This is a genomic window from Ruegeria sp. S84, from assembly GCF_056583445.1.
In genome coordinates, this window is record NZ_CM152618.1 from 75,989 (window position 1) to 99,611 (window position 23,623).

A 23,623-nucleotide genomic window follows, 5' to 3' on the forward strand; every position below is an offset into this window, starting at 1 on the left:
TATGCCGATCATCGCCCTGATCATCGTCGGAGCCGCTGCAGGTTTCCTCGCCACCCGCCTAATGCGGATCGAGGCCGATATTCCAACCACCATGCTGATCGGCATTGTCGGCGCTTTGGTGGGCGGTTTGGTACTGCGCACGCTCATCACTGTGATGGGCTGGCTCTCAGGGTTTATCGGCGCCGTTCTGGGGGCGCTCTTGGTGATCTGGATCTGGCAGACATATATCCGCCGCTGATCGCTTGACCCGACCGTGATCTGCGACCAATGTCCCGTCAATTCTTTGTTGAAAGGCCTCTCATGTCGCATGATCTGACCGCCGGAGACGTCGCCCTGATGGGTGTGCCGTTGGACCTGCATTCCTCGTTCCTGCAAGGCCCCGCCTTTGCCCCGGGTCGCATCCGCGAGGCGTTGCATTCCGGCGCGGCCAACCTGACCGCCGAGGATGGCACTGATCTGGGCGCAACCGACCGTTTCAAGGATACCGGCGATCTGGATGTGTTCGAGATGATGGGGCAGAAACCCATCGACCGGATCGAGGCAGGGGCCGCCGCCCGGATTGAAACCGGCGCACGGCTGCTGTCATTGGGCGGTGATCACTCGGTGGCCTTTCCGCTGATCAAGGCGCATGCGGACCGGTATGATGGGCTGAATATCCTGCATATCGACTCACATCCCGACCTCTATGACAGTCAGCAGATCGGCCCGCTGGGCCATGGCTGCCCGTTTGCCCGCGTGATGGAAACCGGCAAGATCAGTCGCCTCGTTCAGGTCGGGATCCGCACCATGAACAAGCACCAACAGGAACAGGCCGACAAGTTCGGGGTCGAGGTGATCGACATGCGCAACTGGCGCCCCCATCTGGAGATCAGCTTTGACGGCCCGGTCTATCTGTCACTGGACCTCGATGCGCTGGATCCGGCCTTTGCCCCCGGCGTTTCACATCACGAACCCGGCGGTCTCAGCACGCGTGAGGTGATCGACCTGATCCATCGGTTCAAAGGCCAGTTGATCGGCGCGGATATTGTCGAGTTGAACCCGCACCGCGACCCCTATGGCATGACCGCCATGGTGGCGGCGAAATTCGTCAAGGAAATCGGCGCGCGACTGCTGACGCGCTAACGTTCGTCGCAGATTGCGGCAGTGCCAAGGCGAGGGGCGGACCGTGTAGTCATGTCGAACCGGTTCGCCTCGGACGCCGTCATCCAATGCATCTCTTCCTCGGATGCTGCATCCAGCGTGAACCAGTAGAAGTCGGGATCGACGCCGATATCTTCGAAATAGTTCAAATACCGATCATGCTCGGGGTGATCTTCGGGTAACTCCGCAGCGACATAGCCGCCGCCGCCCCAGCTGTGGACCCCCACGCAGGCGCCGGGTTCCAGCACGCGTCGGTTACCGGCTAGAAACAAATCGGTGCCGCCCGAGGCCACCAGCCCGTTTGACAGAACCACTGTGTCGAACCCTTCCTCACGCACTACGCGACTGAAGACCACATTCGAGTCATCATCGACCGAACCTTCGATATTTTGCAGCACCAGCGTCTTGATCTCGGGGTTCTCGTCCATCACTTCTTCAAACGCGCTGAGCGTTGTGTGGTCGATCGTTCCAGATGCGACGATCTGATTGCCCACTACCGTGAAACTGACCGGGGCGTATTGCTCTGCACATGCCGTTAGCAGCAGTGCCGTGGCCAGAAACGAAAGTCTGTAGGTCATCGCGATCTCTTGTCCGTTTATATCCTATTGCCGAGGCGGTCGGGCCTTGTAAACCGGCAACTGCCAACCGAACAACAGAGATCCGGCGCGCAACGCCCAGCAAATCAATGCACATAAGCCCAATGCCAGCAGGCCCTCCAGCCCGAGGCGAGTGGCAAACACAGCGGTCAAAGCTCCGATAAAGGCGCAGGATACGTAAAGCTCACCCTGTTTCAGTACCAGCGGCACCTCGTTGCACACCACGTCACGCATCAAGCCGCCCAAACAGCCCGTGGTCACCCCCATCAGCACTACGATTATACCGGATTGATCCAGTGACAACGCCGCACCCGTGCCAGCAGCGACCGCGATGGACAGGGCAAAACTGTCCAGCCAGACCAGCCAATTATAACGGCTTTCGACCAGATGAGCGGTAAAAAACACCAGCACCGCAGCGCCGCAAGCGATCAGGATATAAGCGGGCTGACCGACCCAGAAGATCGGATGTCGGTCCAGCAGCAAGTCGCGTACGGTACCACCGCCCACTGCCGTCAGACATGCGATGAAGGCAAACCCGACCAGATCAAGCTGCGCTCGGCTGGCCACCAGCGCACCGGTCAGCGCAAAGACCAAAACCGAGGCGTAATCCAGCAGGGCAAGCCCGCTCACGCCTGCGCCTTCTTAGGTTTGAACGGGGCCATGCCGGCTCGTGCCAACTCATCCGCGCGTTCATTTTCGGGATGGCCTGCATGACCCTTGACCCATTCCCATGTCACCTGATGCCGCTCTTGCGCCTCATCCAGCCGCTGCCACAGATCGACATTTTTGACCGGCTTCTTGTTCGACGTCTTCCAGCCGTTCCGCTTCCACCCGAAAATCCATCCCGTAACGCCGTTCTTCACATAAGCGCTGTCGGTGACGATAGTCAGCTTCGAGGGCCGCTCCAGCGTCTCCAAAGCACTGATTGCAGCCAGCAGTTCCATCCGGTTGTTGGTTGTCTCGGCTTCGCCTCCGCTCAGCTCGCGTTCTTTCAGGATGGTCTCGCCATCCATCGCGCGCAGCAGTACGCCCCAGCCGCCGGGGCCGGGATTTCCGGAACAGGCACCATCGGTATAGGCAAAGAGATCAGGCATGAGCGAATACCAGAATGAACCCGTCGTAAGACCCGGCCAAACCCTTCCCCATTCCTTGCACGGTACGATCAATGGTGAAACCTGCCGAGGTCAGGGCGTCCTTGATCTGGGTCTCTGAATAATAGGTATAGTAACGGTCCAAATCATCGCGATGCTCGCCCGTGCCCAGCTTCATTCCCAGAAACAGCTTCCCGCCCGGCTTCAGTGCGGTGTGGATCGCGTTCAGATGACGCGGGAAATCGGCGCGCGGGGCGTGCAGCAGGCAGAAACTGGCATAGACGCCGTCATACTCTGCCACCTCGGTGACGTCATCGAAGGTGCCAAGGTGGGCGTCAACACCGTTGCTCCGCGCATGTTCAACAAAGGCAGGGGTTGCATCCAGCGCCCGTACCTTCAGCCCTTGCCGCATAAGAAACGCGCTGTCTGATCCGGGACCCGAGCCCAGATCCAGCACATATCCACCCTCGCGGACCGCATCTACAAAAGCCTGACGCGCCTCTAGCTGCTCGATGGGCAGGGGGATCCTTAGGTAATCCGCAACGCGATCCGTGTAGGCCTTGATGGTCCGTTCATCACTCACAGGTAAACTCCCACAGCAAGACAGGTCAGCACGACAGCGGTTAGCAGGACGCGCAGCCGCATCCACCAGACCGGGGTCAACCGCCAATATGAGAACATGGCGTCCAGCAAAAGCAAGCCCGCAAACCCATACATCAGGTTGGTGCCCGCATTCACCGGACCGCCGCCGGTCGTGAAAAATGCCCAAAGTGCAGGCAACACCGACAAGGTGTAACAGGCCGCAGCTTTGCTGCCTGAGGTTTTGGTGGCGAAGCCCCACAACACGCCCGACATGAAACTCAGGATTACCGAGCCATAAAATAGCTGAATATACGGCCCCACGAAGCGCGACCCCAGCGTCTGCCGACCCCAATCGTTCAAATCACCGTTCAGATAAGTCAGCGCGCCCCAGACAAACGGGATCAGCCCAGCCAAACCAAGGAATAACGGCGCGCGGGGGATGCCGCTCATGCTGGTTCCCGCAATACGCGGGGAACTTTGAACTCGACATTCTCGACAGCGGTTTCGACCAGCTCGACGGTGACATCGTAGTGGTCGCGGAATGCATCGATCACCTCGTTCACCAGCACCTCGGGCGCGGATGCCCCGGCGCTAACCGCAATGCTGGAAATTCCTTCCAGCGCACGCCAGTCGATCTCGGTCGCGCGCTGCACCAGCTGCGCATAACTGCATCCGGCGCGCGAGGCGACCTCGACCAGACGACGTGAATTCGATGAGTTCGGCGCACCCACCACCAGCAAGGCATCGGCTTTCGGAGCGACGGCTTTCACCGCTTCCTGCCGGTTGGTGGTGGCATAACAAATGTCTTCCTTGTGCGGCCCGACGATGGCGGGGAAGCGGGCCTCAAGCGCGGCAATAATGTCCTTGGTGTCATCCACCGATAGGGTTGTCTGGGTGACAAAGGCCAGCTTTTCGGGGTTACGCACAGCGACCTGCGCCACATCTTCTACCGTTTCAACCAGCAGCACCTCGCCATCGGGCAGCTGTCCCATGGTGCCGATGGTTTCGGGGTGGCCCTTGTGGCCGATCATGATCATCTGCAGCCCGGCATCCGCATGGCGCTGCGCCTCGACATGTACCTTGGATACAAGCGGGCAGGTGGCGTCGACATATATCATCTCGCGCTGGGCTGCTGTGGCGGGCACCGATTTTGGCACACCGTGGGCCGAGAAGATCACCGGGCGATCATCAGGGCATTCGTCCAGCTCCTCGACAAACACGGCACCCTTGGCGCGCAGACCGTCGACGACGAATTTGTTGTGAACGATCTCATGGCGCACATAGACAGGCGCCCCCCATTTTTGAAGGGCCATTTCCACAATCTTGATGGCACGGTCCACACCGGCGCAGAACCCGCGCGGGGCGGCCAGATATAATGTCAGCGGCGGCTTTGTCATTCGGCGATCTCCTGGACCGAACACCTAGGTCTTTTCATTGCCATGGTCCAGACAGCACTGCGTCATTTCAATGACATGAATCGCTGTTAGCACAAGGGTGTTTTCAGCACCTATACCTTTAAAGTCGCGCGGCCAGGGCTTCTGGCCCTGGCCGCGCATATTCTTGCCAACCCCCATTGGTGAGTGATGGGGTTTGGTGGGGTCAGTGCCCGCCTGCAGCTGCGACGCTGCGGGGTTCAGTCGGCATCTCGCGCGGAGGGCGGCCGATCACGTCGCGCAGGTCTTCCAGCTCAATGAAGTTATCGGCCTGGCGTCGCAGTTCGTCCGAAATCATCGGCGGCTGGCTACGGATGGTCGAAACAACGGAAACACGTACGCCCTGCCGTTGCAGGCTTGCGATCAGCGGGCGGAAATCCCCATCGCCCGAAAACAGTACGATATGATCAACGCGTGGTGCCAGTTCCATGGCATCGACGGTAAGCTCGATATCCATGTTTCCTTTGACCTTCCGACGCCCCATGCTGTCGGTGTATTCCTTGGCCGGTTTGGTGACCATGGTGAAGCCATTATAGTGCAGCCAGTCCACCAGAGGCCGGATCGGGGAATACTCGTCATTTTCCAGTAGCGCTGTGTAGTAGAAAGCTCTAAGCAGTTTGCCTCTGCGCATAAATTCCTGACGCAGCAACTTGTAGTCGATGTCAAACCCCAGTGCTTTGGCGGCTGCATAAAGATTCGAGCCGTCGATGAACAGCGCTAGCCGTTCGTCCTTGTAAAACATAAAATGGTCCTTCCGGTATAAGCCACCGCACCGTGAGCTCCGTGAGTGATAAAGTAATAGGTCAGTGCAATGGTGTCCTTAAAATAGGTGTTTTAGGCTTTATCGCAAGTATTCTCTGGTCCGAATATGGGGTCTGAAGTGGACAAAACCTTGTCAAAAGCGGTCATTGCCCTAGGGGCAAATCTCAGTCTGAGAGGTTGTGGGCCCAAGGTGACACTTGAGCGGTCGCTGATCGCGATGGCCGAGGCGGGCTTGGTGATTCGCAAGACAAGCCGGTTTTTTGCCACCCCATGCTTTCCGGCAGGGGCAGGGCCGGACTATGTCAACGCAGCGGTTTTGATCGAATCGAACCTCACGCCGCATGGTGTCCTGGACCTGCTGCACCGCATCGAACATGATTTTGAGCGCGCCCGTGAACAGCGTTGGGGCATGCGCACTTTGGACCTCGATCTGGTCTGTTGGGATGAACTTGTGCTGCCGGATGACGCCGAATTTCAGCGCTGGCTGACCCTTCCCCCCGAAGATCAGACCAAATCTGCGCCGGAACACCTTATCCTGCCCCATCCGCGCTTGCAGGACCGCGCTTTTGTGCTTGTTCCCATGATGGATGTCGCCCCCGATTGGCGCCATCCCGTTCTGGACCGGACAGTGACGCAGATGGTTGCAGCCTTGCCGCCCGATGAGGTGGCAGAGGTCAAGCCTCTGTGATCCTCGCATTTGCGGCATTTCTTGCTTGTCAAGGCGGGGATTCGCGCTTAGATAAACCCCTTCCTGCCACGGATTCATTTACGGAGAGCGCCCCATGGCCCGCGTTACGGTCGAAGATTGTGTAGACAAGGTCCCGAACCGGTTCGAACTGGTGATGCTTGCAGCCCACCGGGCGCGCGAGATTTCTGCTGGTGGCCCGATCACCGTTGACCGCGATAACGACAAGAACCCTGTCGTCTCGCTACGCGAAATCGCCGACGAAACCCAAAGCGCTGATGAGCTGCGCGAACGTCTGATCGAAGCCAACCAGACCCAGATCGAGGTTGATGAGCCCGAAGAAGATCAGATGGCCCTGCTGATGGGTGCGGAATCTGACAAGCCTGCGGATGACGACATGTCGGAAGAAAAGCTCCTGCGCGCTCTGATGGAGGCCCAGGGCCAGGGGTAACCCAAGCGACAAAGGTGCGGACCGGATGATTTCAGAAGAAGACCTGATTGCGCTGGTCCGCAATTACAATCCCAAGACAAATGCCGACCGCATCGAAAGGGCCTATGAATTTGGCCAACAGATGCATGAAGGCCAGTTCCGCCATTCCGGCGAGCCCTATTTTTCTCATCCCGTTGCAGTTGCCGCCATCCTGACTGAACAGCGTCTGGATGATGCAACCATTATAACGGCCCTGTTGCACGACACGATCGAAGACACCAAAGCCAGTTATGGCAAGGTTACCGAACTGTTCGGGGATGAGGTCGCCAAGTTGGTCGATGGCGTCACCAAGCTGACCAACCTGCAGCTGTCCAGCCGTGAGACCAAACAGGCCGAGAATTTCCGCAAGCTGTTCATGGCCATGTCCAAGGACCTTCGGGTTATTCTGGTCAAACTCGCCGACCGCCTGCACAACATGCGCACGATCAAGGCGATGCGCCCTGAAAAGCAGGTGCAAAAAGCGCGTGAGACAATGGATATTTACGCGCCGCTTGCGGGCCGGATGGGGATGCAATGGATGCGCGAGGAACTTGAAGACCTTGCCTTCCGCGTCCTAAACCCCGAAGGCCGCCAGTCGATCATCCGCCGCTTTATCACTCTGCAACGCGAAACCGGCGACGTGATCCATCGCATTACCGGCGACATGCGGCACGAATTGGAAAAGGCGGGCATTGAAGCCGAAGTCTTTGGTCGCGCCAAGAAACCCTATTCGATCTGGCGCAAGATGCAGGAAAAGGATCAGGGTTTCTCACGTCTGTCCGACATCTACGGGTTCCGCATCATCACCCAGACCGAAGAAGACTGCTATCGCACACTCGGTGCCATCCACCAGCGCTGGCGCGCGGTGCCAGGGCGATTCAAGGACTATATCAGCCAGCCGAAATCGAACGGTTATCGCTCGATCCACACAACGGTTTCGGGGCGCGACGGCAAACGGGTCGAGGTCCAGATCCGCACCCGTCAGATGCACGATGTGGCCGAAACCGGCGTTGCAGCGCACTGGTCCTATCGCGACGGTGTGCGGTCCGAAAACCCCTTTGCGGTTGACCCGGCAAAGTGGATCGCAAACCTGACCGAGCAATTCGACAGTGAGGATGATCATGAGGATTTCCTCGAAGCTGTGAAGCTCGAGATGTATTCGGACCAGGTGTTCTGCTTCACCCCCAAGGGCGATGTGGTGAAACTGCCGCGTGGGGCGACGCCGATTGATTTTGCTTACGCAATCCACACCCGCATTGGTCATGCCTGCGTGGGGGCCAAGGTTGATGGCATTCGTGTGCCGCTTTGGACCCGGCTCAAGAACGGGCAGTCGGTGGACATCATCACCGCCGATGGCCAGAGCCCGCAGGTCACGTGGCTTGAGATCGCAGTCACCGGCAAAGCCCGCACCTCGATCCGCCGCGCCTTGCGCGAGGTCGACCGGGAACGCTTCATCAAGCTGGGTAAGGAACTGGCCCGCGCCGGGTTCGAAAACCTGGGCCGCAAAGCCACCGACAAGGCGCTGGAAACCGCTGCCAAACACCTGCGTTTAAAAGATCGGGACGAGTTGCTGGCCCGTCTGGGCAGTGCCGAGTTGACCGCCCATGAGGTGGTCGAAGCGGTATATCCCGAACTCACCAAGGATGATGGCGACGCGATCTCGCCCCGTCGTGCTGTGATCGGGCTTGAACCGGGCCAGAAATTCGATCGTGCCCCCTGTTGCCAGCCACTGCCAGGCGAGCGCATCGTCGGAATTACATATCGCGGCAAGGGTGTTGTCGTGCACGCCATCGACTGCGATCGCCTGACCGAGTTTGAAAATGAACCCGAGCGCTGGGTTGATCTGCACTGGCATTCGGGCACCCACCCCGCCGTCTATGGCGCGACGCTGGATTTGACCATCGGCAATGATGCCGGGGTGCTGGGGCGTATTTGCACATTGATCGGCGAGAAAAAGGCCAATATCTCGAACCTCGAATTTGTCGACCGCAAACCGGATTTTTATCGGCTGATGATCAATGTCGAACTTCGCGATCTTGAACAGTTGCATTCGCTGATGCTGATGCTCGAGGCTGAAAGCGACGTTGCTGCGGTCGAACGGTACCGGGAAAGTGCGAAACCCGCCGTTGCGGCTGGCTGAGAAGGGGTGATCACGAGTGGTTTTCAAGCGCCGAGATCGCCGCTCGCCTGTCCAAGTCGCGTCAGAGTTCGTCTATCCGCGCGGCGGATGGACCCGTGCCTTTCACTATGTCAAACATCGGGTTCGGCGCCTGCCTGACAGCCCGGAACGCATCGCGCGTGGCATCGGGGCAGGGGTTTTCGCTTCGTTTACACCTTTCTATGGCTTGCATTTCCTGGTCGCCGCCGTGCTGGCGCGCCTGCTGAACGGCAACATTCTTGCCGCGCTCAGCGGCACGTTCTTTGGCAATCCCCTGACCTATGTGCCGATCGCGGTCATCAGCCTGCAAACCGGGCATTTCCTGCTGGGGACCAAGTTCCGCAAAGACGATACCGATGGGTTGATGGGGAAATTTGCGGATGCGATGGGCGATCTCAAGGACAATTGCATCGCCATGTTTACCCATCGCGAGGCGGACTGGCACGGGCTTAGCCGGTTCTATGACGATGTGTTCTTTCCTTATATGATCGGCGGGGTCATTCCAGGCATCGTGGCCGGAGTGATCTGCGCCTATCTCAGCCTGCCACTCATCCGTACTTATCAGCAGCGCCGCCGCGCCAGAATCAAAGCGAAGTTTGAACAAATTAAACGCCTTGCTCAGGCAGAGGCTGACGTTCCCCCGACAAAACCACTAGGCTCGACCTCAGGGACAATGAAGGATTCGAAAGATGTCTGACAACCGTTTGCGTCTGGGCGTGAATATCGACCACGTAGCCACCGTGCGGAATGCGCGCGGCGGGGCCTATCCGGACCCACTACGCGCCGCCCGGATCGCGGAAGAGGCCGGGGCCGACGGCATCACAGCACATCTGCGCGAAGATCGCCGCCACATCTCGGACGCCGATATCGACGGGTTGATGGAGATCCTGTCGGTGCCGCTGAACTTCGAGATGGCCGCAACGGACGAGATGCAGAAAGTCGCCCTGCGCCACAAGCCGCACGCCGTCTGCATCGTTCCCGAAAAGCGCGAGGAACGCACAACCGAAGGCGGGTTAGAAGTCGCGCGCGAGGAAAATAAGCTGGCCCATTTCATTGCGCCCTTGCGCGATGTGGGCTGCCGCGTGTCCATATTTATCGCCGCCGACCAGCGCCAGATCGACGCCGCCCACCGCATCGGGGCCGAGGTGATCGAATTGCACACCGGCGCCTATTGCGATTTCCATGCCGAGGGCAAACCGGATGAAGCCGCGCGCGAGCTGGAAGCCCTGCGCGAGATGTCCGCCTATGCCCATTCGCTGGGCCTTGAGGTCCACGCGGGTCATGGCCTGACTTACGACACCGTGCAACCGGTCGCCGCCTTCCCCGAAGTGCGAGAGCTGAATATCGGCCACTTCCTGATTGGCGAGTCCATCTTCCGCGGCCTCACCCCGGCAGTTCACGAAATGCGCCGCCTGATGGACGAGGCGCGGGCATGATCACACCCGGCTTTGTGGCGATCTGGTTTGCATGGCTCATGGCCGGGGGCTCTCCGGGCCCTGCCACCATGGGCATCGCAGGAACCGCCATGAACGAAGGCCGCACTGCTGGTCTGGCCTTTGCGCTGGGCATCTGCGCCGGGTCCGCCGCGTGGGGCATCGCCGCCGCACTGGGGCTGTCGGCGATCATGCTGGCCAATGTCTGGGTGTTCGAGGTGATCCGCTATATCGGCGTCGCTTATCTGGGCTGGCTGGCGCTCAAGGCGCTGCGCCGCGCGCTGACTTCGGATGAGGTCGCGCTAGGCAATCCGGTCACCGGCTCATTGGGCACGATATTTGCCAAGGGTGCAGCGATCCACCTGACCAACCCCAAGGCGATCCTCAGCTGGGGCTCGATCTACGCCATCGTTGCGCCAAATGACGCCAGCCTTGCTATGCTGCTGGGTTATTTCGCCATGCTCTATGCGGGTTCACTGCTGATCTTCATCGGCTACGCCTTCCTGTTTTCGTCTGCGCGCATGGTCAACGCCTATCGCCGCGCCCGCCGCTGGTTTGATTTTGCCTTCGCGGGTTTCTTTGGCGTGGCCAGCTACAAGATTCTCACGGTGCGCCTGTCATGACCTCTGAGGTGCAAGGATGATCCGCCATTGCGTGATGCTGCGACTCAAGCCTGATCACGACACCGCAGAGCTTGCCGCTGTGATGGATGGGCTGGGCGCGGTCGCAGACCGTTTGTCGGGCTGCGGTGGCTTCATCCACGGCCCCAACCGCGATTTTGAGGCAAAATCCCCAAGCTATCCCTACGGCTTCACACTGGATTTCGCGGCTCAGGCCGACCTACAGCGCTATGCCAGTGACGAAACCCACCAGCAACTTGGCGCACGGCTTGTCGCGCTGTGCGTGGATGGGGCCGAGGGCGTCTTGGTGTTCGATCTGGAAACGCCCGACGCGGCTGACCAATAGCTGACCAATAGGAGACGAGGGACTGTCATGAAAGCAATCACCTATCGCGGATTTGGTGCGGCGGCGGATGTCCTTGAGTTGGTCGACCTGCCCACGCCCAACCCCGGCCCAGGCGACGTTCTTGTCCGGGTCCATGCCAGCGGCATCAACCCCTCAGACGTCAAGCTGCGCGGCGGCGCGCGCCCTGGTGCCGTGATGCAATACCCGATGGTTGTTCCCCACTCGGACGGGGCAGGAGTGATTGAGGCCGTAGGCGAAGGGGTCGATCCCGCGCGCGTCGGCGAACGTGTCTGGATCTGGAACGGCCAATGGCAACGCGCTTTTGGCACTGGGGCCGAATACATTGCGCTACCCTCCGAACAGGCCGTATTCCTTCCAGATACGACCGGCTTCGCCGAGGGCGCGTGTTTTGGTATCCCAGCCTTGACTGCATGGTACGCGCTCTATTGTGACGGACCGATCACTGACCAGACCGTGCTTGTGACCGGCGGCGCAGGCACGGTCGGACGCTACGCCTGCCAGATGGCCGCACTGGGCGGCGCACGCGTTATCACAACGGTCAGTTCAGATGAAAAAGCCGCCCATTCCGGCGCGTCCGAATGGATCAACTACCGCACGCAAGACGTGGCCGAGGCGGCGATGGACATGACCAACGGCGCAGGCATAGACCGCATTGTCGAGGTTGATTTCGCCGCCAACCAACCCGCTTCCCTTTCTATGATCCGCCCCGGTGGCACCATCGCCAGCTATGCCTCGGCTTCGCAAATGAAGCCCGTACTGGATTTCTATGGCTTCATGTTCAAGAACATCCGCCTGCATATGCTGATCGTCTACCAACTCGACGCCGCGGCCCGCCGTCGTGGCGAGGCGCAGTTGGGCCAGTGGCTGGAACAAGGCGCACTGTCCCACGCCGTTGTTCCCGGCGGAGGCCTCAGCGACGCAGCGACCGCCCACCAGATGGTCGAGGCCGGGCAGAAGCTCGGCACCGTGGTGTTGGAGGTTTGAACCTACTGACCGGTTGGCAGAGCAAGGAACCAATCTGCCACCAGGTCTGGCCAATCGCTCTGTCGGCCATGACCATGTGGCCCAAGCGATAGAACAATTGATCCCGCCGCACAGTTGGACCAGCGTTTCTCCCAATTTTTGTCATTGGTTTGGGCGGCATTTGCCATCTGGCCGCAGCCATTTGCGCGGGTCAGTATACCGACAGATTTCATGACGCTTCCCTGTTCGAACTGGTAGCCACCAAAGACAACTTCGCGCCCTTCGAACGGAACGGTGCGATCAGCATAGCCATGGCTGTGGTGCATATGCACGGGGCCATCGCAGCGCCGCCACATCGGTTCCCAAAATGCACCGGACGCCGAGGCATAAGCCATTGCAAAGCTGTGATCGGTACAGGCCTTGTCCCATACCAGAGAACCTCCGCGCGAGTATCCGGCCAGCAAAATCCGGTCCGGATCAAGGTTGAATCGCACAATTGCGTCCTCTTTGATCTTCTGCAGCGCGGTCAGATCGTCGCGAGGCCACCGATGCCCGTCGTGGACGCCCCAGTCCAAGACTTTCGGATTCCCGAAATCGACCTGCCCGTTGGGCGCAATGAACACGATACCTCGGCGGGTAAACGCATCGACCAACTCGGTGCGATTGGCCGCTGCATTCGCTGTAGAGGCGTAGCCATGCAAGAAGATAACACTCGGTGCGTTTTCAGGCTCATCGGGCAAAACGACCCGATAGGTCAAATCATTGATCTGGCAGGGCTCTGCCTCTGAACCACAGATCTGCGGATCGGCCAGAACAGGAAAGGCCGGGATCAATACAAATCCCAAAACGGAAATGAGCGCTATTCGCAACATGATTGGCTCCGCCAGAATACTCGAAATTATCGGAGTGTAACACATGGCCTGCGATCTGCTTGCCATTGGCCTTCATTTAAAGTTGATTGGCTTCGCATCAGACTTGGGAAACATATGATCCTCGGCATCGGAACCGACCTCGCCAATATTGACCGCATTCAGGGCACGCTCGACCGCTTCGGCGACCGATTCCGCAATCGTGTCTTTACCGAGACCGAGCAGCGCAAAGCCGAACGCCGCCATGACACCGCTGGCACCTATGCCAAGCGCTGGGCCGCGAAAGAGGCCTGTTCCAAGGCGCTTGGCACCGGTCTGCGGATGGGCATTGCGTGGAAGGATATGGCGGTGACCAACCTGCGCACAGGCCAACCCGTCATGCATGTCACCGGCTGGGCCGCCGAGCGTCTGAAAGAAATGACCCCAGAAGGCCACCAGGCGATCATCCACGTCACCCTGACCGATGATCACCCCTGGGCACAGGCCTTTGTGGTGATCGAGGCCCGTCCGCTTCAAGAAGCGCCCGCGCAGCCTTGACTTGCCACCACCTGACACGCATGTAGCACCCCAACCACGCATAGACTGGAGAGAGCAGTATGGCCGAGGAAGCCAAATCCGGAAACGCCGTTTGGGAGACGATCAAAACTATCGTCTACGCCCTGCTGATCGCGGGCGTTTTCCGCACGCTTTTCTTTCAGCCGTTCTGGATTCCCTCCGGTTCGATGAAGCAGACGCTGCTGATCGGTGATTTCCTCTTCGTCAATAAGATGGCCTATGGCTATTCCTACGCGTCCTGCCCTAGCCTGATCATCCCCAGCGTCGGCCTGAACATCGATGCCGAGGATGTGTGCGGTTGGATGCAGGGTGATGACAACTCCCGTCTGCTGGGTGGCGATCCCGAGCGGGGCGATGTCATCGTCTTCCGCCATCCGGTGACAGGGCGCGACTATATCAAGCGACTGATCGGCCTGCCGGGTGATCGTATCCAGATTCGTGGAGGCCAAATCATCCTCAACGACACTCCTGTGCCGCAGCAACCCGATGGTGTGTTCACCGAAGTTGCAGAACCGCAGGGCCCACAAGGCCTGCGCCCGCGCTGTTCCAACGGTCCCGTCGGGATCGGCGGTGTTTGCGAAAAGAACCGCCTGATCGAGACCCTGCCAAATGGCGTGTCCTACGACGTGCTGAACATCGGCAATCAGGGCTCCGACAATACCGGGGTCTATACCGTACCCGAGGGCCACTATTTCTTCATGGGCGACAACCGCGACAACTCGGCCGACAGCCGCTTACCGCAATCCGCTGGTGGCGTGGGCTATGTACCTTACGAAAACCTGATCGGTCGCGCCGACCGGATCATGTTCTCCTCCGCAGGTCGCTCGATGCTGTTCTTCTGGACATGGCGCGGTGACCGCTTCTTCAAGGCGGTCAATTGAAGCTATCGGCTGAGATAAAGGCGTTCCAGCAGCGCTTGGGGTATGAGTTTTCCGACCCTGAACTGCTGGTGCGCGCGCTGACCCACGGCTCGGTGTCTTCTGCCACGCGCCCCGACAATCAGCGTCTTGAATTTTTGGGCGACCGCGTCCTGGGCCTCGTCATGGCCACTGCTTTGCTTGAGGCCGACAAGAAAGCTTCCGAAGGCCAACTGGCCCCCCGTTTCAACGCGCTGGTGCGCAAGGAAGCCTGCGCCGATGTGGCCCGCCAGATTGATCTGGGTGCGGTGCTGAAACTGGGCCGGTCCGAGATGCTGTCCGGAGGTCGTCGCAAGCAGGCCTTGCTGGGCGACGCGATGGAGGCGGTCATCGCGGCCATCTACCGCGACGCAGGGTTCGAGGCTGCCCGAGACGTGATCCTCGCCCTCTGGGGCGATCGCATCCACAAGGTCGAGGCCGACGCCCGCGATGCAAAAACCGCCCTGCAGGAATGGGCACAGGCCCGCGGCCAGAAACCACCCAGCTATGTCGAGGTCAAACGCACCGGCCCTGACCATGCCCCGATCTTCACGATCGCCGCTCGTCTGCAGAATGGTACCGAAGCTCAGGCCACCGCAGGCTCCAAGCGACAGGCCGAACAGGCAGCGGCAAAGGCGTTGTTGGAACAGTTGTCTTGATCCTCTGCGCAGCCAGATCATGAAAATCAGACCCGCCCAGAAAGCCGACGCCGCCAGCCTTGCGGCCCTGTCGATTGAGGTCTGGATCGGAACCTACCTAAAGCGTGGTGTGAATTCCTTCTTTGCCGAATTCGCACTGTCCGAATTCACAACCGCCCGGTTCGAAGCCATATTGGACGACGGCCAAGATCTCTTGATGGTTTCTGAAAACGAAGACGGGATCGACGGCTATATTCGGCTTGCGGAAAGTCGCGCCGCACCTGTGGACGGGCTTTCTGACCTAGAAATCGTGACGTTCTACGTCCAGCACCGCCATCAAGGTAAAGGCATCGGCTCAGCGCTGCTTGATATCGCGATTGACTACATGCGTGAAAAAGGGCGCCCGTCGATTTGGCTGACAACCAATTCCGAGAACACGCCCGCAATCGACTTCTATCTAGCCAAAGGGTTCCGGCAGGTCGGAGTCACAGATTTTCGGATCGGGGACCAAGCCTATCCGAACCAAGTTCTGGCGTTGAACACTACAACCTGATCGCGCGATCAAGCCCGGCCAATGCCGGCACCGGCCGACCGGGCAGCGTCGCCTTAAGGGCCGCAGACTGGCCTTCGCTCACAGATATCCGCGATGCGACAAATCCCTCTGGCCCGTCCGCGCATTCTGCTATAGGGGTGCGCACTTGCAAACAGGATCGCAGGACACATGAGCACACGCGCCGGATTTATCGCCCTGATCGGAGAGCCCAACGCAGGCAAATCCACCCTTCTGAACCGCATGGTCGGAGCCAAGGTCTCGATCGTGACGCATAAGGTGCAAACCACCCGTGCTCGCATCCGTGGCGTGGCGATGGAGGGCGATGCGCAACTGGTCTTTGTGGATACGCCGGGCCTCTTCAAACCACGCCGCCGTCTGGACCGTGCCATGGTCGCCGCCGCTTGGGGCGGGGCTGCAGATGCGGATGTGGTCGTGCTGATGATCGAGGCGCATCGCGGTATCACCGAAGGTGTCGAGCGCATCCTCGAAGGCCTGGAAGAGATCGGGCAGGGCCGCACCATCGCACTTGCGATCAACAAGATCGACAAGGTGCCCTCGGAAAAGCTGCTGGCGCTGACCAGTGACCTGAATGCGCGTTATCCCTTTGCCGAGACCTTCATGATCTCGGCCGAAAAAGGCCACGGTGTCGACGATTTGCGCAAATGGCTGGCCTCGGAACTGCCCGAAGGCCCGTGGCTCTATCCAGAAGACCAGATTGCGGATCTGCCTCTGCGCATGATCGCGGCTGAGATGACGCGCGAGAAACTGACCCTGCGCCTGCATCAGGAATTGCCTTACCAGCTGACCGTCGAAACCGAGAACTGGGAAGAGCGCAAGGACGGCTCGGCCAAGATCGATCAGGTCATCTATGTCATGCGTGATGGCCACAAAGGGATTGTGCTGGGCAAACGTGGTGAGACCATAAAGGCCGTCAGTCAGGCGGCGCGTGCCGAGCTGGAAGAGTTTTTGGACCGCAAGATTCACCTGTTCTTGCAGGTGAAAGTCCGGCCAAACTGGCTGGAGGAATCCGAGCGCTACTCGGAAATGGGTCTGGATTTCAAAGACGGCAACGCATGACCCGGGCCAAGAATTTTCGTCGAAAATTCTCAACCCCTACGGAAAGGTCAGAACCATGACCCGGCTGACGGCTGAATTCTGGGTGCATGCCTATCTGGCGCGGCTGCGGTTTCAGGAAATACCGGCTTTTGTTGTGGCGCATGGGGATGACACCGCAGGGGCGGTGCTTATCAAACTCAACACACTCAACGGGCGGGCCGTAGCCTATCAGCGCAGTTTTGATCTGATGAGCGGCGAGCGCAAATGGGTGGAGCTCTCATCCGGAGAAGAGGCAGACGTAGATGCCGCCATCACCCGCCAACGCAGTTTTGACCCCGACCTTTGGGTGATCGAGGTGGAAGACCGCCAAGGCAGGCACCTGCTGGGTGAAGAAGGTCTGGACTAACCCGCGCCAAATGATCTTGGACGTGCGGCGCAAAGCGACTATTTTGCTTTGCAACCGGCTGAATGAAACGGCCCAATCTTCCGGGGGCCGCAGGAACAGGAGGGGGTTGAGTGGCTGAAACGCTTGCCCAGAAACTGGAAAACTCAAATCTCGGTCACTGGATGCAGCGGTTCGAGGGGTTCATGGTCTTCATCGGCGTCGTTGGCCCCTTCGCCACGCTTCCACAACTGATTAAGCTTTATTTCACCCACTCCGAACACGCGACCGGACAGTCGCTGCTGTCCTGGTCTCTGTATGCTGGGCTGTCGTTTTTGTGGTTCGCCTATGGGCTGGTGGTGGGTAAGTTGCCCATCTATGTGGGCAACGGTATCTCAATGGTGCTGAACCTGCTGATGGTTATCGGCATTCTGATTCACGCAGGTATGACGTTCTAGGGCGCGCGATCAGCCTGCATCGCTAAAATAGACAAAGCTCATCTTGTTGCCATCAGGATCGCGCGCATAAGCGCCATAGAAGTTCGGGCCATATTGAGGTCGATCTCCGGGGTCACCTTCATTTGTTCCGCCATTGGCAAGAGCCTCGGCATGCACCTCGCGAACTTCCGCTTCACTTTCGCAAAGCAAGCCAACCATGTTGCCGTTTCCAACCGTCGCGGCCTCTTTGTCAAAGGGCGTCGCGACCCACATGGACCCACCGCCCCGCAGCTCGTAACAAACAGCGTGGGGCATATATTCAGCAATAACCTTGCCGCCGATTTTGGGCACAACCGCATCGTAAAAGCTTCGCGCTTTGACGACATCATTTGAACCGATCATGACATAGTTAAGTGACATTTCTTAAATTCCTCCGTGCAGAACATAAAGTGAACACTATTGCGTGAACAGATGTCACGCAACGTGTTTTTGGTGTTCCACAGGGTCAACCTAACGCGTTTCCATCTTGAACCTGCAACGGCCATAAGATTTCCTGCGTATATATCTGGTGACCTGACGAGGCCAAACTTGGACTGGCGTGATCACGGCATTCTTCTGACTTCTCGCCGTCATGGTGAGACAGCGGCGATCATCGAGGTCTTTACCGAAGCCCATGGTCGTCACGCCGGAATTGTGCGCGGTGGCACCAGCCGCAAGATCGCCCCGATCCTGCAACCCGGCGCGCAACTGGACGTGCTTTGGCGCGCGCGGCTCGAAGAACATCTTGGTACCTTTCAGGTCGAACCCCTGCGTTCGCGTGCTGCAGCGGCGTTTTCAGGGCGGCTGGCGCTGGCCGGATTAAATGCGGTGGTGGCGCTGCTGTCCTTTTGCCTGCCCGAACGCGAGCCTCATCCGGCGATCTATCAGCAAACAGAACAGTTGATGGACCTGCTAGGGCAGGATGACGTCTGGCCACTGGCCTATCTGCGCTGGGAACTGGCGCTGCTGGAAGAGCTGGGCTTTGGCTTGGATCTTTCGGCCTGCGCAGTGACAGGGGCGACCGAGGGGTTGGTCTATGTCTCTCCGAAAACCGGCCGCGCGGTCAGTGCGGCGGGGGCAGGGGACTGGGCCGATAAGCTGCTGCCTTTGCCCCCCTGCCTGCGCGGCGAAGGCGCGGCTCCGGATACCGAGATTGCTGAAGCCTTGCGCACGACCGGGTATTTTCTGGAAAACCATCTGGCTCCGTCGCTGGGTCATACGCCTTTGCCGGACGCACGCGCGCGATTTGTGGCGCAGTTTACTCGGCGGCTTTGAACACCATCTCGTGCCCGTCCTCATTGCGCAGGATCAGCACATCGCCGGACACCTCGGACTGGGTCATCGCCATCAGTGCGGCGAAATAAAACCCCTCGGCTTCAAGCCCTGCGCAAGCCGCGCGGGTGGCGACAAGATCGGTGATCTCAAACCATGGGTAGGGTGCATTCAGTGTACCTGAATAGGTGTTGCACGGGGCATTGCCCTCAATCCGACCCTCTTCGGGGAATCGCAAAAGGGCGCTGGCCTCAAAAGGCTGCCCGTCGATCTCTTGCAAAGCCCATGTCTGATCCGCTGCGCCATAGGCGGCGACAGTCTCATCCTTGTCGCATTGGAACAGGGTCAAAAGGGGCAGGAACAAGGCCAGACGTAACATCGCAATATCCTGTCAGTAGGGGTTCACACCGCTGATTAACTCTTCGCGCACTTCAAGGCGGGGGCGCCAGTTGTATTTGGTGTCCTCGCGCACCTGATCCCAATAAAGCACCCCACTGTTGCGCCACGGGTCAAGGATGATGCCTTCATACATTGAATCTCCCTTAGCGCTGATCAGAGCCGAATGGTGGATGATCCGGAACGCAGTTGGAGGCGACGTGGCCCAGTGCAGGTCCAGCGTGCGAAAGTTCTCTTGCTTCAAACGCGTGGTCATGGCCTGCGCCCAATCATTGCACAGACCTTTTTCGCGAAATCCGTTGATGACCTTTGCGTTGTGGATGATGGCTGGATCGGTGACGTTCCAGTCCTGTTTCAGTTGATTGGAATAGGCATAAGATATCTCGGCTGCACGCCGCGCCTCGGCAGGGTCAACCTTGGGGTCAAGCTGCTGGATCGCTTGTGCCAACTGGTCCACATCATCGGGCCCGGTGTTTGGTGCCATGGCGCATCCGGCAAGGGCCATGCAGGTGGCCAAAACTGCGATGATGATCTTCACGCTCGATTCTCCTCTGGCCAGCTTGGGCGCTGGGTTTGGTTGACGCCCTTTACCCGATTTCTGCGCTCGATCCGAGGGGGAAGTTTCGCCCATTAAGCCCTGAAACCGAGTTGTACAACTCGGAAGAAATAGGCCTGAAGGTCCGTACAACACGGAAGAAAAAGAAAACCCGGCGCAAGGCCGGGTTCAGTTGGGGAAACCGCGTCGCTTCGGGCGTCAGCCCAGCAATCGACGCGCGATGACTTGCGCCTGTATTTCTGCGGCGCCTTCAAAGATATTTAGGATGCGCGCGTCACAAAGCACGCGGCTAATTTTGTATTCCAGAGCGAAGCCGTTACCGCCATGAATTTGCAAGCCGTTATCCGCCGCCGCCCAAGCAACCCGTGCGCCCAGCAGCTTGGCCATCCCGGCCTCAAGGTCGCAACGTTGACCGTGATCTTTTTCCCAAGCAGAATAATAAGTTAGCTGTCGCGCGATCATGATCTCGACCGCCATCATCGCCAGCTTGCCCGAGACGCGAGGGAAATTGATCAGAGATTTGCCGAACTGCTTGCGGTCTTGTGCATATTGCATGGCAATGTCCAAAGCACTCTGCGCTACGCCGATGGCGCGGGCAGCCGTTTGGATGCGGGCAGACTCGAAGGTTTCCATTAACTGCTTGAAACCTTTGCCTTCTTCGCCGCCCAGCAGGTTTTCGCCCTTCACTTCGAAGCCGTCAAATCCCAGCTCGTATTCCTTCATGCCACGATAACCCAACACCTCAATCTCACCACCAGTCATGCCGGGCGTGGGGAAAGGGTTCTCGTCGGTTCCAGGTGTCTTCTCAGCCAGGAACATGGACAGCCCACGGTGATCGGTACTGTCGGGATTAGTCCGCGCCAACAAGGTCATCACATGGGTGCGCGCCGCGTGTGTGATCCATGTTTTATTTCCTGTTATTTTATAGTTACCATCTTCACTCTTGACGGCCCGCGTGCGCAGGCTGCCCAAATCCGATCCGGTATTGGGTTCAGTGAAAACAGCGGTTGGCAGGATCTCGGCGCTGGCCAGTTTTGGCAGCCAGTTGGCCTTTTGTTCATCCGTACCGCCCGCGATGATCAGTTCTGCGGCGATTTCGGACCGTGTGCCCAGAGAACCCACACCGATGTACCCGCGCGAAAGCTCTTCCGAGACCACACACATTGAGGCTTTGGATAGGCCGAACCCGCCGAATTCTTCGGGGATGGTCAGACCGAACACGCCCATCTCGGCCAGTTCCTCGATAATCTCGATTGGGATCAGTTCGTCCTTCAGGTGCCATTCATGGGCATTTGGCTCAACCTTTTCAACGGCATATCGGCGAAACTGGTCTCGGATCATCTCCAGTTCTTCGTCCAGACCAGAGGCACCAAACATGGTGGCACCGGACTGGTCCTGCATCAACTCAACCAGACGCGTGCGCGCGGCCTGAGAGTTGGCTTGCGCCATCAGTGTCTGCACTTCGCTGCATTGGAATCCCGACAGAGCATCCCAGCCAAGGCCAAGATCCTGCAAACGTACAACCTCGCCCTGGTTCATCGGAATACCACCGGCGATCTGATGCAAGTATTCCCCAAAGGCGATCTGATGCAACAGCTGCTCCATCTCGCCGAATTTTCCCTCGGCCTGAAGCGCCTCGGCCCAGCGCTGCATCTGCTGCAGCGACTGGTGGTATGTGGCCAGCCAAGCCAGCCCATGGGCGGCTGTCTGATTGGCCTCGATCAGTGCGCCCGATATGCGCCCTTCGCTAGTCACCTGCGCGCGAACCGATTCGACCGCCTTATCGAACACCGCTTGAACGCCGGGCAGGGCGGCTGCGCTGAGTGTTAGAAGATCGGGCAAAACCGCTGGCTGCGTCATGTTCGTCACATCCTGTCCGTCATGGGCCATGAATCACGTCCTCTGCTGGGTTGTCTGGTCATATCATGCTGCACATGCAGCGCAACAAAAATACGCAAATCATCCATAAAAAGTTCAAAAATTGCTTAGTGACTTTTGCAGTGCAGAAATTTTTTGGGCTGGTATGAAGGGTCGATGGGACTGTTTTCACTTATGTCGCCGCAGGATTTCTGTCTGGCTTTGGTCGTTGCCTTCGTCGCGGGCTGGGTCAAAGGCATGGTCGGTTTTGCCATGCCAATGGTGCTTGTTTCTGGTCTTAGCATGATGCTGCCGCCTGAGCTGGCGCTGGCAGGTCTAATCTTGCCCACGCTGGTGACCAATGGGGTGCAGGCCTTGCGGGAAGGTTTACCTGCGGCGGCGGCGTCAGTTCGAAAGTTCAAGGTATTTCTGAGCGTTGGACTGGTCTGTCTATTGGCCAGCGCGCAGCTGATCAACATCTTGTCGCCCAAGGCATTTCTGCTGATCTTAGGCGCACCAGTTTCGTTCTTCGCTCTGATGCAACTACTGGGGCTGAAACTGACGCTGCAAGCGCCCTCAATGCGGGTTGAGGCTATGGTGGGTGCGGTGGCCGGTGCTGTCGGCGGCATCTCGGGCGTGTGGGGACCACCAACCGTGGCCTATCTGACAGCCTTGAATACACCGAAGAAGGATCAGATGCGGGTACAGGGCGTGATATACGGTCTGGGCGCCGTGGCGCTTATTGTGGCGCATCTGGGTTCGGGTATTCTAAGGACTGACACAGCGGTGTTCTCAGCGCTGCTGATTATCCCTGCCTTGGTGGGAATGCGCGGGGGTCAGTTTCTGCAGGATCGTATCGATCAGGCACAGTTCCGCAAACTCACTCTGCTTGTACTGCTGATTGCAGGGCTGAACCTGCTGCGCAGGGGTCTTTTGGGTTAATTGCGTCTTTCAGCAAATCGAAAGGCGAAATAGAGGCCCAACATTAGGAAAAAAGACCTGAGATATCACCGATCAGATAGGCGATATACTCGGCCGTTGCGCTGCCGAAGGCCATGTTGGTGAGAACGGACACCAATACCGATGTGATGATTCCAACGCCCATCACGCACAGCCAGCATGGCTTCCGATCGACGCGCGGAAACAAATCCCAGCCCAACGCCTTGCAGACATAAAAAACCGCTGGAACTGTGGTGACCGCGATAGTGATCGCCAGCAATCTGCTGGGCAGAAGAACATCCCAACCGCCCACAAGGGCAAAGACGATGGCAACGCCGGGCAACAGTGCGAATATCGCCCTCCATCCCAATAACCAAGCCGACAGAACCCGCACGCCGTGCGGCAGGAACAATAAGCTGGCATAGCTGGGGTATGCGGGAAAAAACACGTTCTGAAGCGGCATCAGCACCTGGAATGTTAGGAACGATGCAGCGACATAGGCCAAAGAGGCATAGAATGTTTCAGAGGCCCATCTGCGCACGAGGTCAGCCGATTACAGATCTGGGGTGGCGATCACCTGGGCGCATGAACCAGATACCGTCCGCGATTGGCGCTACCGCTTTGCGACAGATAACCCTTTTGAACCAGAGATTTCAGCGCGCGGAAAAATGTCGGGCGAGATACGCTTTTGACCAGCGTGTGTTCGATCAGACCAAAGGTGCGTACTTCGCGATCATCTTTCGACAGTTCTTCGGCGGCATAGTAGATGTCGCGCTCGACCGGTGAGAGTTCTTCCAGCCCAAGAGTGCGCTCCATGCTTTGCATCAATTTGCGCAGTTCGGTGAGTTTTGAGATTTCAGTCATTACTTGCCTATAGTT

33 protein-coding genes are annotated in these 23,623 nt (G+C 58.6%); 19 read left to right on the forward strand and 14 right to left on the reverse strand.

Annotated features, from left to right (window positions below; genetic code table 11):
• Position 1: 1 nt before the first annotated feature.
• Together AC1DFB_RS00450 and speB are read left to right on the forward strand one after the other, a co-directional pair.
• Positions 2 to 238, forward strand: coding sequence for a GlsB/YeaQ/YmgE family stress response membrane protein (locus AC1DFB_RS00450; protein WP_170392628.1), 237 nt, complete (start codon positions 2 to 4; stop codon positions 236 to 238).
• Positions 239 to 300: 62 nt separating this feature from the next.
• Complete coding sequence (speB, locus tag AC1DFB_RS00455; protein WP_480921885.1) at positions 301 to 1,122, forward strand: agmatinase; 822 nt, start codon at positions 301 to 303, stop codon at positions 1,120 to 1,122.
• Here speB and AC1DFB_RS00460 read toward each other — a convergent pair.
• The 7 genes from AC1DFB_RS00460 to AC1DFB_RS00490 form a co-directional block, all read right to left on the reverse strand.
• Positions 1,119 to 1,718, reverse strand: a complete 600-nt coding sequence (locus AC1DFB_RS00460; RefSeq protein WP_480921886.1) for a COG3904 family protein — start codon at positions 1,716 to 1,718, stop codon at positions 1,119 to 1,121. The genes speB and AC1DFB_RS00460 overlap by 4 nt on opposite strands.
• A 24-nt stretch (positions 1,719 to 1,742) precedes the next feature.
• Positions 1,743 to 2,366 (reverse strand): trimeric intracellular cation channel family protein, encoded by a 624-nt coding sequence (locus tag AC1DFB_RS00465; protein ID WP_170392625.1) that lies wholly within the window; start codon positions 2,364 to 2,366, stop codon positions 1,743 to 1,745.
• On the reverse strand, positions 2,363 to 2,830 hold the full coding sequence (gene rnhA / locus AC1DFB_RS00470; protein ID WP_170402325.1) for a ribonuclease HI: 468 nt from the start codon (positions 2,828 to 2,830) through the stop codon (positions 2,363 to 2,365). Before rnhA ends, AC1DFB_RS00465 begins: the two co-directional genes overlap by 4 nt.
• Complete coding sequence (locus tag AC1DFB_RS00475; protein WP_480921887.1) at positions 2,823 to 3,410, reverse strand: class I SAM-dependent methyltransferase; 588 nt, start codon at positions 3,408 to 3,410, stop codon at positions 2,823 to 2,825. Before AC1DFB_RS00475 ends, rnhA begins: the two co-directional genes overlap by 8 nt.
• Entirely contained in the window at positions 3,407 to 3,859 is a 453-nt protein-coding gene (locus AC1DFB_RS00480; RefSeq protein ID WP_170392622.1) for a DUF3429 domain-containing protein, read from the reverse strand. The genes AC1DFB_RS00475 and AC1DFB_RS00480 overlap by 4 nt, the downstream gene beginning before the upstream one ends.
• Entirely contained in the window at positions 3,856 to 4,806 is a 951-nt protein-coding gene (gene ispH, locus AC1DFB_RS00485) for a 4-hydroxy-3-methylbut-2-enyl diphosphate reductase (RefSeq protein ID WP_170392621.1), read from the reverse strand. Before ispH ends, AC1DFB_RS00480 begins: the two co-directional genes overlap by 4 nt.
• 202 nt (positions 4,807 to 5,008) lie before the next feature.
• Positions 5,009 to 5,584 carry a LabA-like NYN domain-containing protein gene (locus tag AC1DFB_RS00490; RefSeq protein WP_039541714.1) on the reverse strand — a complete coding sequence of 192 codons (576 nt, stop codon included), beginning with the start codon at positions 5,582 to 5,584 and terminating at the stop codon, positions 5,009 to 5,011.
• Between the two features lie 126 nt (positions 5,585 to 5,710).
• On the opposite strand from AC1DFB_RS00490, the gene folK reads away from it, so the two are divergent.
• The 8 genes from folK to AC1DFB_RS00530 all read left to right on the forward strand — a co-directional run bounded on the left by folK (position 5,711) and on the right by AC1DFB_RS00530 (position 12,320).
• Positions 5,711 to 6,292, forward strand: coding sequence for a 2-amino-4-hydroxy-6-hydroxymethyldihydropteridine diphosphokinase (gene folK, locus AC1DFB_RS00495; RefSeq protein WP_480921888.1), 582 nt, complete (start codon positions 5,711 to 5,713; stop codon positions 6,290 to 6,292).
• A gap of 94 nt (positions 6,293 to 6,386) precedes the next feature.
• A complete protein-coding gene (gene rpoZ / locus AC1DFB_RS00500; RefSeq protein ID WP_010437681.1) occupies positions 6,387 to 6,740 on the forward strand; it encodes a DNA-directed RNA polymerase subunit omega in 354 nt (117 codons plus the stop codon).
• 25 nt (positions 6,741 to 6,765) lie between these two features.
• Positions 6,766 to 8,898, forward strand: coding sequence for a RelA/SpoT family protein (locus tag AC1DFB_RS00505; protein WP_170392619.1), 2,133 nt, complete (start codon positions 6,766 to 6,768; stop codon positions 8,896 to 8,898).
• A 16-nt stretch (positions 8,899 to 8,914) separates the two neighbouring features.
• Positions 8,915 to 9,613, forward strand: a complete 699-nt coding sequence (locus AC1DFB_RS00510) for a DUF2062 domain-containing protein (RefSeq protein WP_170392618.1) — start codon at positions 8,915 to 8,917, stop codon at positions 9,611 to 9,613.
• Positions 9,606 to 10,352, forward strand: coding sequence for a pyridoxine 5'-phosphate synthase (locus tag AC1DFB_RS00515; protein WP_480921889.1), 747 nt, complete (start codon positions 9,606 to 9,608; stop codon positions 10,350 to 10,352). The genes AC1DFB_RS00510 and AC1DFB_RS00515 overlap by 8 nt, the downstream gene beginning before the upstream one ends.
• Positions 10,349 to 10,972, forward strand: coding sequence for a LysE family translocator (locus AC1DFB_RS00520; protein WP_170425202.1), 624 nt, complete (start codon positions 10,349 to 10,351; stop codon positions 10,970 to 10,972). The genes AC1DFB_RS00515 and AC1DFB_RS00520 overlap by 4 nt, the downstream gene beginning before the upstream one ends.
• 16 nt (positions 10,973 to 10,988) lie before the next feature.
• Positions 10,989 to 11,315, forward strand: coding sequence for a Dabb family protein (locus AC1DFB_RS00525; RefSeq protein ID WP_170636242.1), 327 nt, complete (start codon positions 10,989 to 10,991; stop codon positions 11,313 to 11,315).
• A 27-nt stretch (positions 11,316 to 11,342) separates the two neighbouring features.
• Positions 11,343 to 12,320, forward strand: coding sequence for an NADPH:quinone reductase (locus AC1DFB_RS00530; RefSeq protein WP_480921890.1), 978 nt, complete (start codon positions 11,343 to 11,345; stop codon positions 12,318 to 12,320).
• 2 nt (positions 12,321 to 12,322) lie between these two features.
• Here the strand turns inward: AC1DFB_RS00530 and AC1DFB_RS00535 are convergent, their stop codons facing one another.
• Positions 12,323 to 13,171, reverse strand: a complete 849-nt coding sequence (locus AC1DFB_RS00535) for a CE1 family esterase (protein ID WP_480921891.1) — start codon at positions 13,169 to 13,171, stop codon at positions 12,323 to 12,325.
• Positions 13,172 to 13,285: 114 nt separating this feature from the next.
• Here AC1DFB_RS00535 and acpS point away from each other — a divergent pair, with 114 nt between their 5' ends.
• The 7 genes from acpS to AC1DFB_RS00570 all read left to right on the forward strand — a co-directional run bounded on the left by acpS (position 13,286) and on the right by AC1DFB_RS00570 (position 17,706).
• Complete coding sequence (gene acpS, locus AC1DFB_RS00540; RefSeq protein ID WP_170694671.1) at positions 13,286 to 13,705, forward strand: holo-ACP synthase; 420 nt, start codon at positions 13,286 to 13,288, stop codon at positions 13,703 to 13,705.
• 59 nt (positions 13,706 to 13,764) lie between these two features.
• Positions 13,765 to 14,604 (forward strand): signal peptidase I, encoded by an 840-nt coding sequence (gene lepB, locus AC1DFB_RS00545; protein ID WP_170636241.1) that lies wholly within the window; start codon positions 13,765 to 13,767, stop codon positions 14,602 to 14,604.
• Positions 14,601 to 15,278, forward strand: a complete 678-nt coding sequence (gene rnc / locus AC1DFB_RS00550) for a ribonuclease III (RefSeq protein WP_170392611.1) — start codon at positions 14,601 to 14,603, stop codon at positions 15,276 to 15,278. Before lepB ends, rnc begins: the two co-directional genes overlap by 4 nt.
• 19 nt (positions 15,279 to 15,297) lie before the next feature.
• Positions 15,298 to 15,810: a GNAT family N-acetyltransferase gene (locus AC1DFB_RS00555; RefSeq protein WP_480921892.1), complete on the forward strand. Its 513-nt coding sequence runs from the start codon at positions 15,298 to 15,300 to the stop codon at positions 15,808 to 15,810.
• Positions 15,811 to 15,978: 168 nt separating this feature from the next.
• Positions 15,979 to 16,887 (forward strand): GTPase Era, encoded by a 909-nt coding sequence (era, locus tag AC1DFB_RS00560; RefSeq protein ID WP_170392609.1) that lies wholly within the window; start codon positions 15,979 to 15,981, stop codon positions 16,885 to 16,887.
• 55 nt (positions 16,888 to 16,942) lie between these two features.
• Positions 16,943 to 17,272 carry a DUF1491 family protein gene (locus AC1DFB_RS00565; protein ID WP_480921893.1) on the forward strand — a complete coding sequence of 110 codons (330 nt, stop codon included), beginning with the start codon at positions 16,943 to 16,945 and terminating at the stop codon, positions 17,270 to 17,272.
• A 110-nt stretch (positions 17,273 to 17,382) separates the two neighbouring features.
• Entirely contained in the window at positions 17,383 to 17,706 is a 324-nt protein-coding gene (locus AC1DFB_RS00570) for a SemiSWEET transporter (protein WP_170392607.1), read from the forward strand.
• 9 nt (positions 17,707 to 17,715) lie between these two features.
• On the opposite strand, the gene AC1DFB_RS00575 is transcribed toward AC1DFB_RS00570, so the two are convergent.
• A complete protein-coding gene (locus AC1DFB_RS00575; RefSeq protein ID WP_170402289.1) occupies positions 17,716 to 18,105 on the reverse strand; it encodes a VOC family protein in 390 nt (129 codons plus the stop codon).
• Positions 18,106 to 18,273: 168 nt separating this feature from the next.
• Between AC1DFB_RS00575 and recO the strand changes: the two genes are divergently transcribed.
• A complete protein-coding gene (gene recO / locus AC1DFB_RS00580) occupies positions 18,274 to 18,999 on the forward strand; it encodes a DNA repair protein RecO (RefSeq protein WP_170513454.1) in 726 nt (241 codons plus the stop codon).
• Here recO and AC1DFB_RS00585 read toward each other — a convergent pair.
• From AC1DFB_RS00585 to AC1DFB_RS00595, 3 genes are all read right to left on the reverse strand, one after another.
• Positions 18,983 to 19,375, reverse strand: coding sequence for an META domain-containing protein (locus AC1DFB_RS00585; protein ID WP_170402286.1), 393 nt, complete (start codon positions 19,373 to 19,375; stop codon positions 18,983 to 18,985). The two genes, recO and AC1DFB_RS00585, sit on opposite strands and share 17 nt — an antisense overlap.
• A 12-nt stretch (positions 19,376 to 19,387) precedes the next feature.
• A complete protein-coding gene (locus AC1DFB_RS00590; protein ID WP_170402284.1) occupies positions 19,388 to 19,930 on the reverse strand; it encodes a hypothetical protein in 543 nt (180 codons plus the stop codon).
• 216 nt (positions 19,931 to 20,146) lie between these two features.
• On the reverse strand, positions 20,147 to 21,838 hold the full coding sequence (locus tag AC1DFB_RS00595; protein WP_480921894.1) for an acyl-CoA dehydrogenase family protein: 1,692 nt from the start codon (positions 21,836 to 21,838) through the stop codon (positions 20,147 to 20,149).
• Positions 21,839 to 21,982: 144 nt separating this feature from the next.
• Between AC1DFB_RS00595 and AC1DFB_RS00600 the strand changes: the two genes are divergently transcribed.
• Positions 21,983 to 22,747, forward strand: coding sequence for a sulfite exporter TauE/SafE family protein (locus AC1DFB_RS00600; protein WP_170392601.1), 765 nt, complete (start codon positions 21,983 to 21,985; stop codon positions 22,745 to 22,747).
• 43 nt (positions 22,748 to 22,790) lie between these two features.
• On the opposite strand, the gene AC1DFB_RS00605 is transcribed toward AC1DFB_RS00600, so the two are convergent.
• Positions 22,791 to 23,285 carry a hypothetical protein gene (locus AC1DFB_RS00605; RefSeq protein ID WP_480921895.1) on the reverse strand — a complete coding sequence of 165 codons (495 nt, stop codon included), beginning with the start codon at positions 23,283 to 23,285 and terminating at the stop codon, positions 22,791 to 22,793.
• Between the two features lie 32 nt (positions 23,286 to 23,317).
• A complete protein-coding gene (locus AC1DFB_RS00610) occupies positions 23,318 to 23,608 on the reverse strand; it encodes a hypothetical protein (protein WP_170392600.1) in 291 nt (96 codons plus the stop codon).
• Positions 23,609 to 23,623: the final 15 nt, after the last annotated feature.

Bases quoted from the DNA above. Each gene is read 5' to 3' on its own strand.
- AC1DFB_RS00450 (WP_170392628.1), top strand. From the start codon at position 2: ATGCCGATCATCGCCCTGATCATCGTCGGAGCCGCTGCAGGTTTCCTC.
- speB (WP_480921885.1), top strand. From the start codon at position 301: ATGTCGCATGATCTGACCGCCGGAGACGTCGCCCTGATGGGTGTGCCG.
- AC1DFB_RS00460 (WP_480921886.1), bottom strand. From the start codon at position 1,718: ATGACCTACAGACTTTCGTTTCTGGCCACGGCACTGCTGCTAACGGCA.
- rnhA (WP_170402325.1), bottom strand. From the start codon at position 2,830: ATGCCTGATCTCTTTGCCTATACCGATGGTGCCTGTTCCGGAAATCCC.
- AC1DFB_RS00480 (WP_170392622.1), bottom strand. From the start codon at position 3,859: ATGAGCGGCATCCCCCGCGCGCCGTTATTCCTTGGTTTGGCTGGGCTG.
- ispH (WP_170392621.1), bottom strand. From the start codon at position 4,806: ATGACAAAGCCGCCGCTGACATTATATCTGGCCGCCCCGCGCGGGTTC.
- AC1DFB_RS00490 (WP_039541714.1), bottom strand. From the start codon at position 5,584: ATGTTTTACAAGGACGAACGGCTAGCGCTGTTCATCGACGGCTCGAAT.
- folK (WP_480921888.1), top strand. From the start codon at position 5,711: ATGGGGTCTGAAGTGGACAAAACCTTGTCAAAAGCGGTCATTGCCCTA.
- rpoZ (WP_010437681.1), top strand. From the start codon at position 6,387: ATGGCCCGCGTTACGGTCGAAGATTGTGTAGACAAGGTCCCGAACCGG.
- AC1DFB_RS00505 (WP_170392619.1), top strand. From the start codon at position 6,766: ATGATTTCAGAAGAAGACCTGATTGCGCTGGTCCGCAATTACAATCCC.
- AC1DFB_RS00515 (WP_480921889.1), top strand. From the start codon at position 9,606: ATGTCTGACAACCGTTTGCGTCTGGGCGTGAATATCGACCACGTAGCC.
- AC1DFB_RS00520 (WP_170425202.1), top strand. From the start codon at position 10,349: ATGATCACACCCGGCTTTGTGGCGATCTGGTTTGCATGGCTCATGGCC.
- AC1DFB_RS00525 (WP_170636242.1), top strand. From the start codon at position 10,989: ATGATCCGCCATTGCGTGATGCTGCGACTCAAGCCTGATCACGACACC.
- AC1DFB_RS00530 (WP_480921890.1), top strand. From the start codon at position 11,343: ATGAAAGCAATCACCTATCGCGGATTTGGTGCGGCGGCGGATGTCCTT.
- AC1DFB_RS00535 (WP_480921891.1), bottom strand. From the start codon at position 13,171: ATGTTGCGAATAGCGCTCATTTCCGTTTTGGGATTTGTATTGATCCCG.
- acpS (WP_170694671.1), top strand. From the start codon at position 13,286: ATGATCCTCGGCATCGGAACCGACCTCGCCAATATTGACCGCATTCAG.
- lepB (WP_170636241.1), top strand. From the start codon at position 13,765: ATGGCCGAGGAAGCCAAATCCGGAAACGCCGTTTGGGAGACGATCAAA.
- AC1DFB_RS00555 (WP_480921892.1), top strand. From the start codon at position 15,298: ATGAAAATCAGACCCGCCCAGAAAGCCGACGCCGCCAGCCTTGCGGCC.
- era (WP_170392609.1), top strand. From the start codon at position 15,979: ATGAGCACACGCGCCGGATTTATCGCCCTGATCGGAGAGCCCAACGCA.
- AC1DFB_RS00565 (WP_480921893.1), top strand. From the start codon at position 16,943: ATGACCCGGCTGACGGCTGAATTCTGGGTGCATGCCTATCTGGCGCGG.
- AC1DFB_RS00575 (WP_170402289.1), bottom strand. From the start codon at position 18,105: ATGTCACTTAACTATGTCATGATCGGTTCAAATGATGTCGTCAAAGCG.
- AC1DFB_RS00585 (WP_170402286.1), bottom strand. From the start codon at position 19,375: ATGTTACGTCTGGCCTTGTTCCTGCCCCTTTTGACCCTGTTCCAATGC.
- AC1DFB_RS00595 (WP_480921894.1), bottom strand. From the start codon at position 21,838: ATGGCCCATGACGGACAGGATGTGACGAACATGACGCAGCCAGCGGTT.
- AC1DFB_RS00600 (WP_170392601.1), top strand. From the start codon at position 21,983: ATGGGACTGTTTTCACTTATGTCGCCGCAGGATTTCTGTCTGGCTTTG.
- AC1DFB_RS00610 (WP_170392600.1), bottom strand. From the start codon at position 23,608: ATGACTGAAATCTCAAAACTCACCGAACTGCGCAAATTGATGCAAAGC.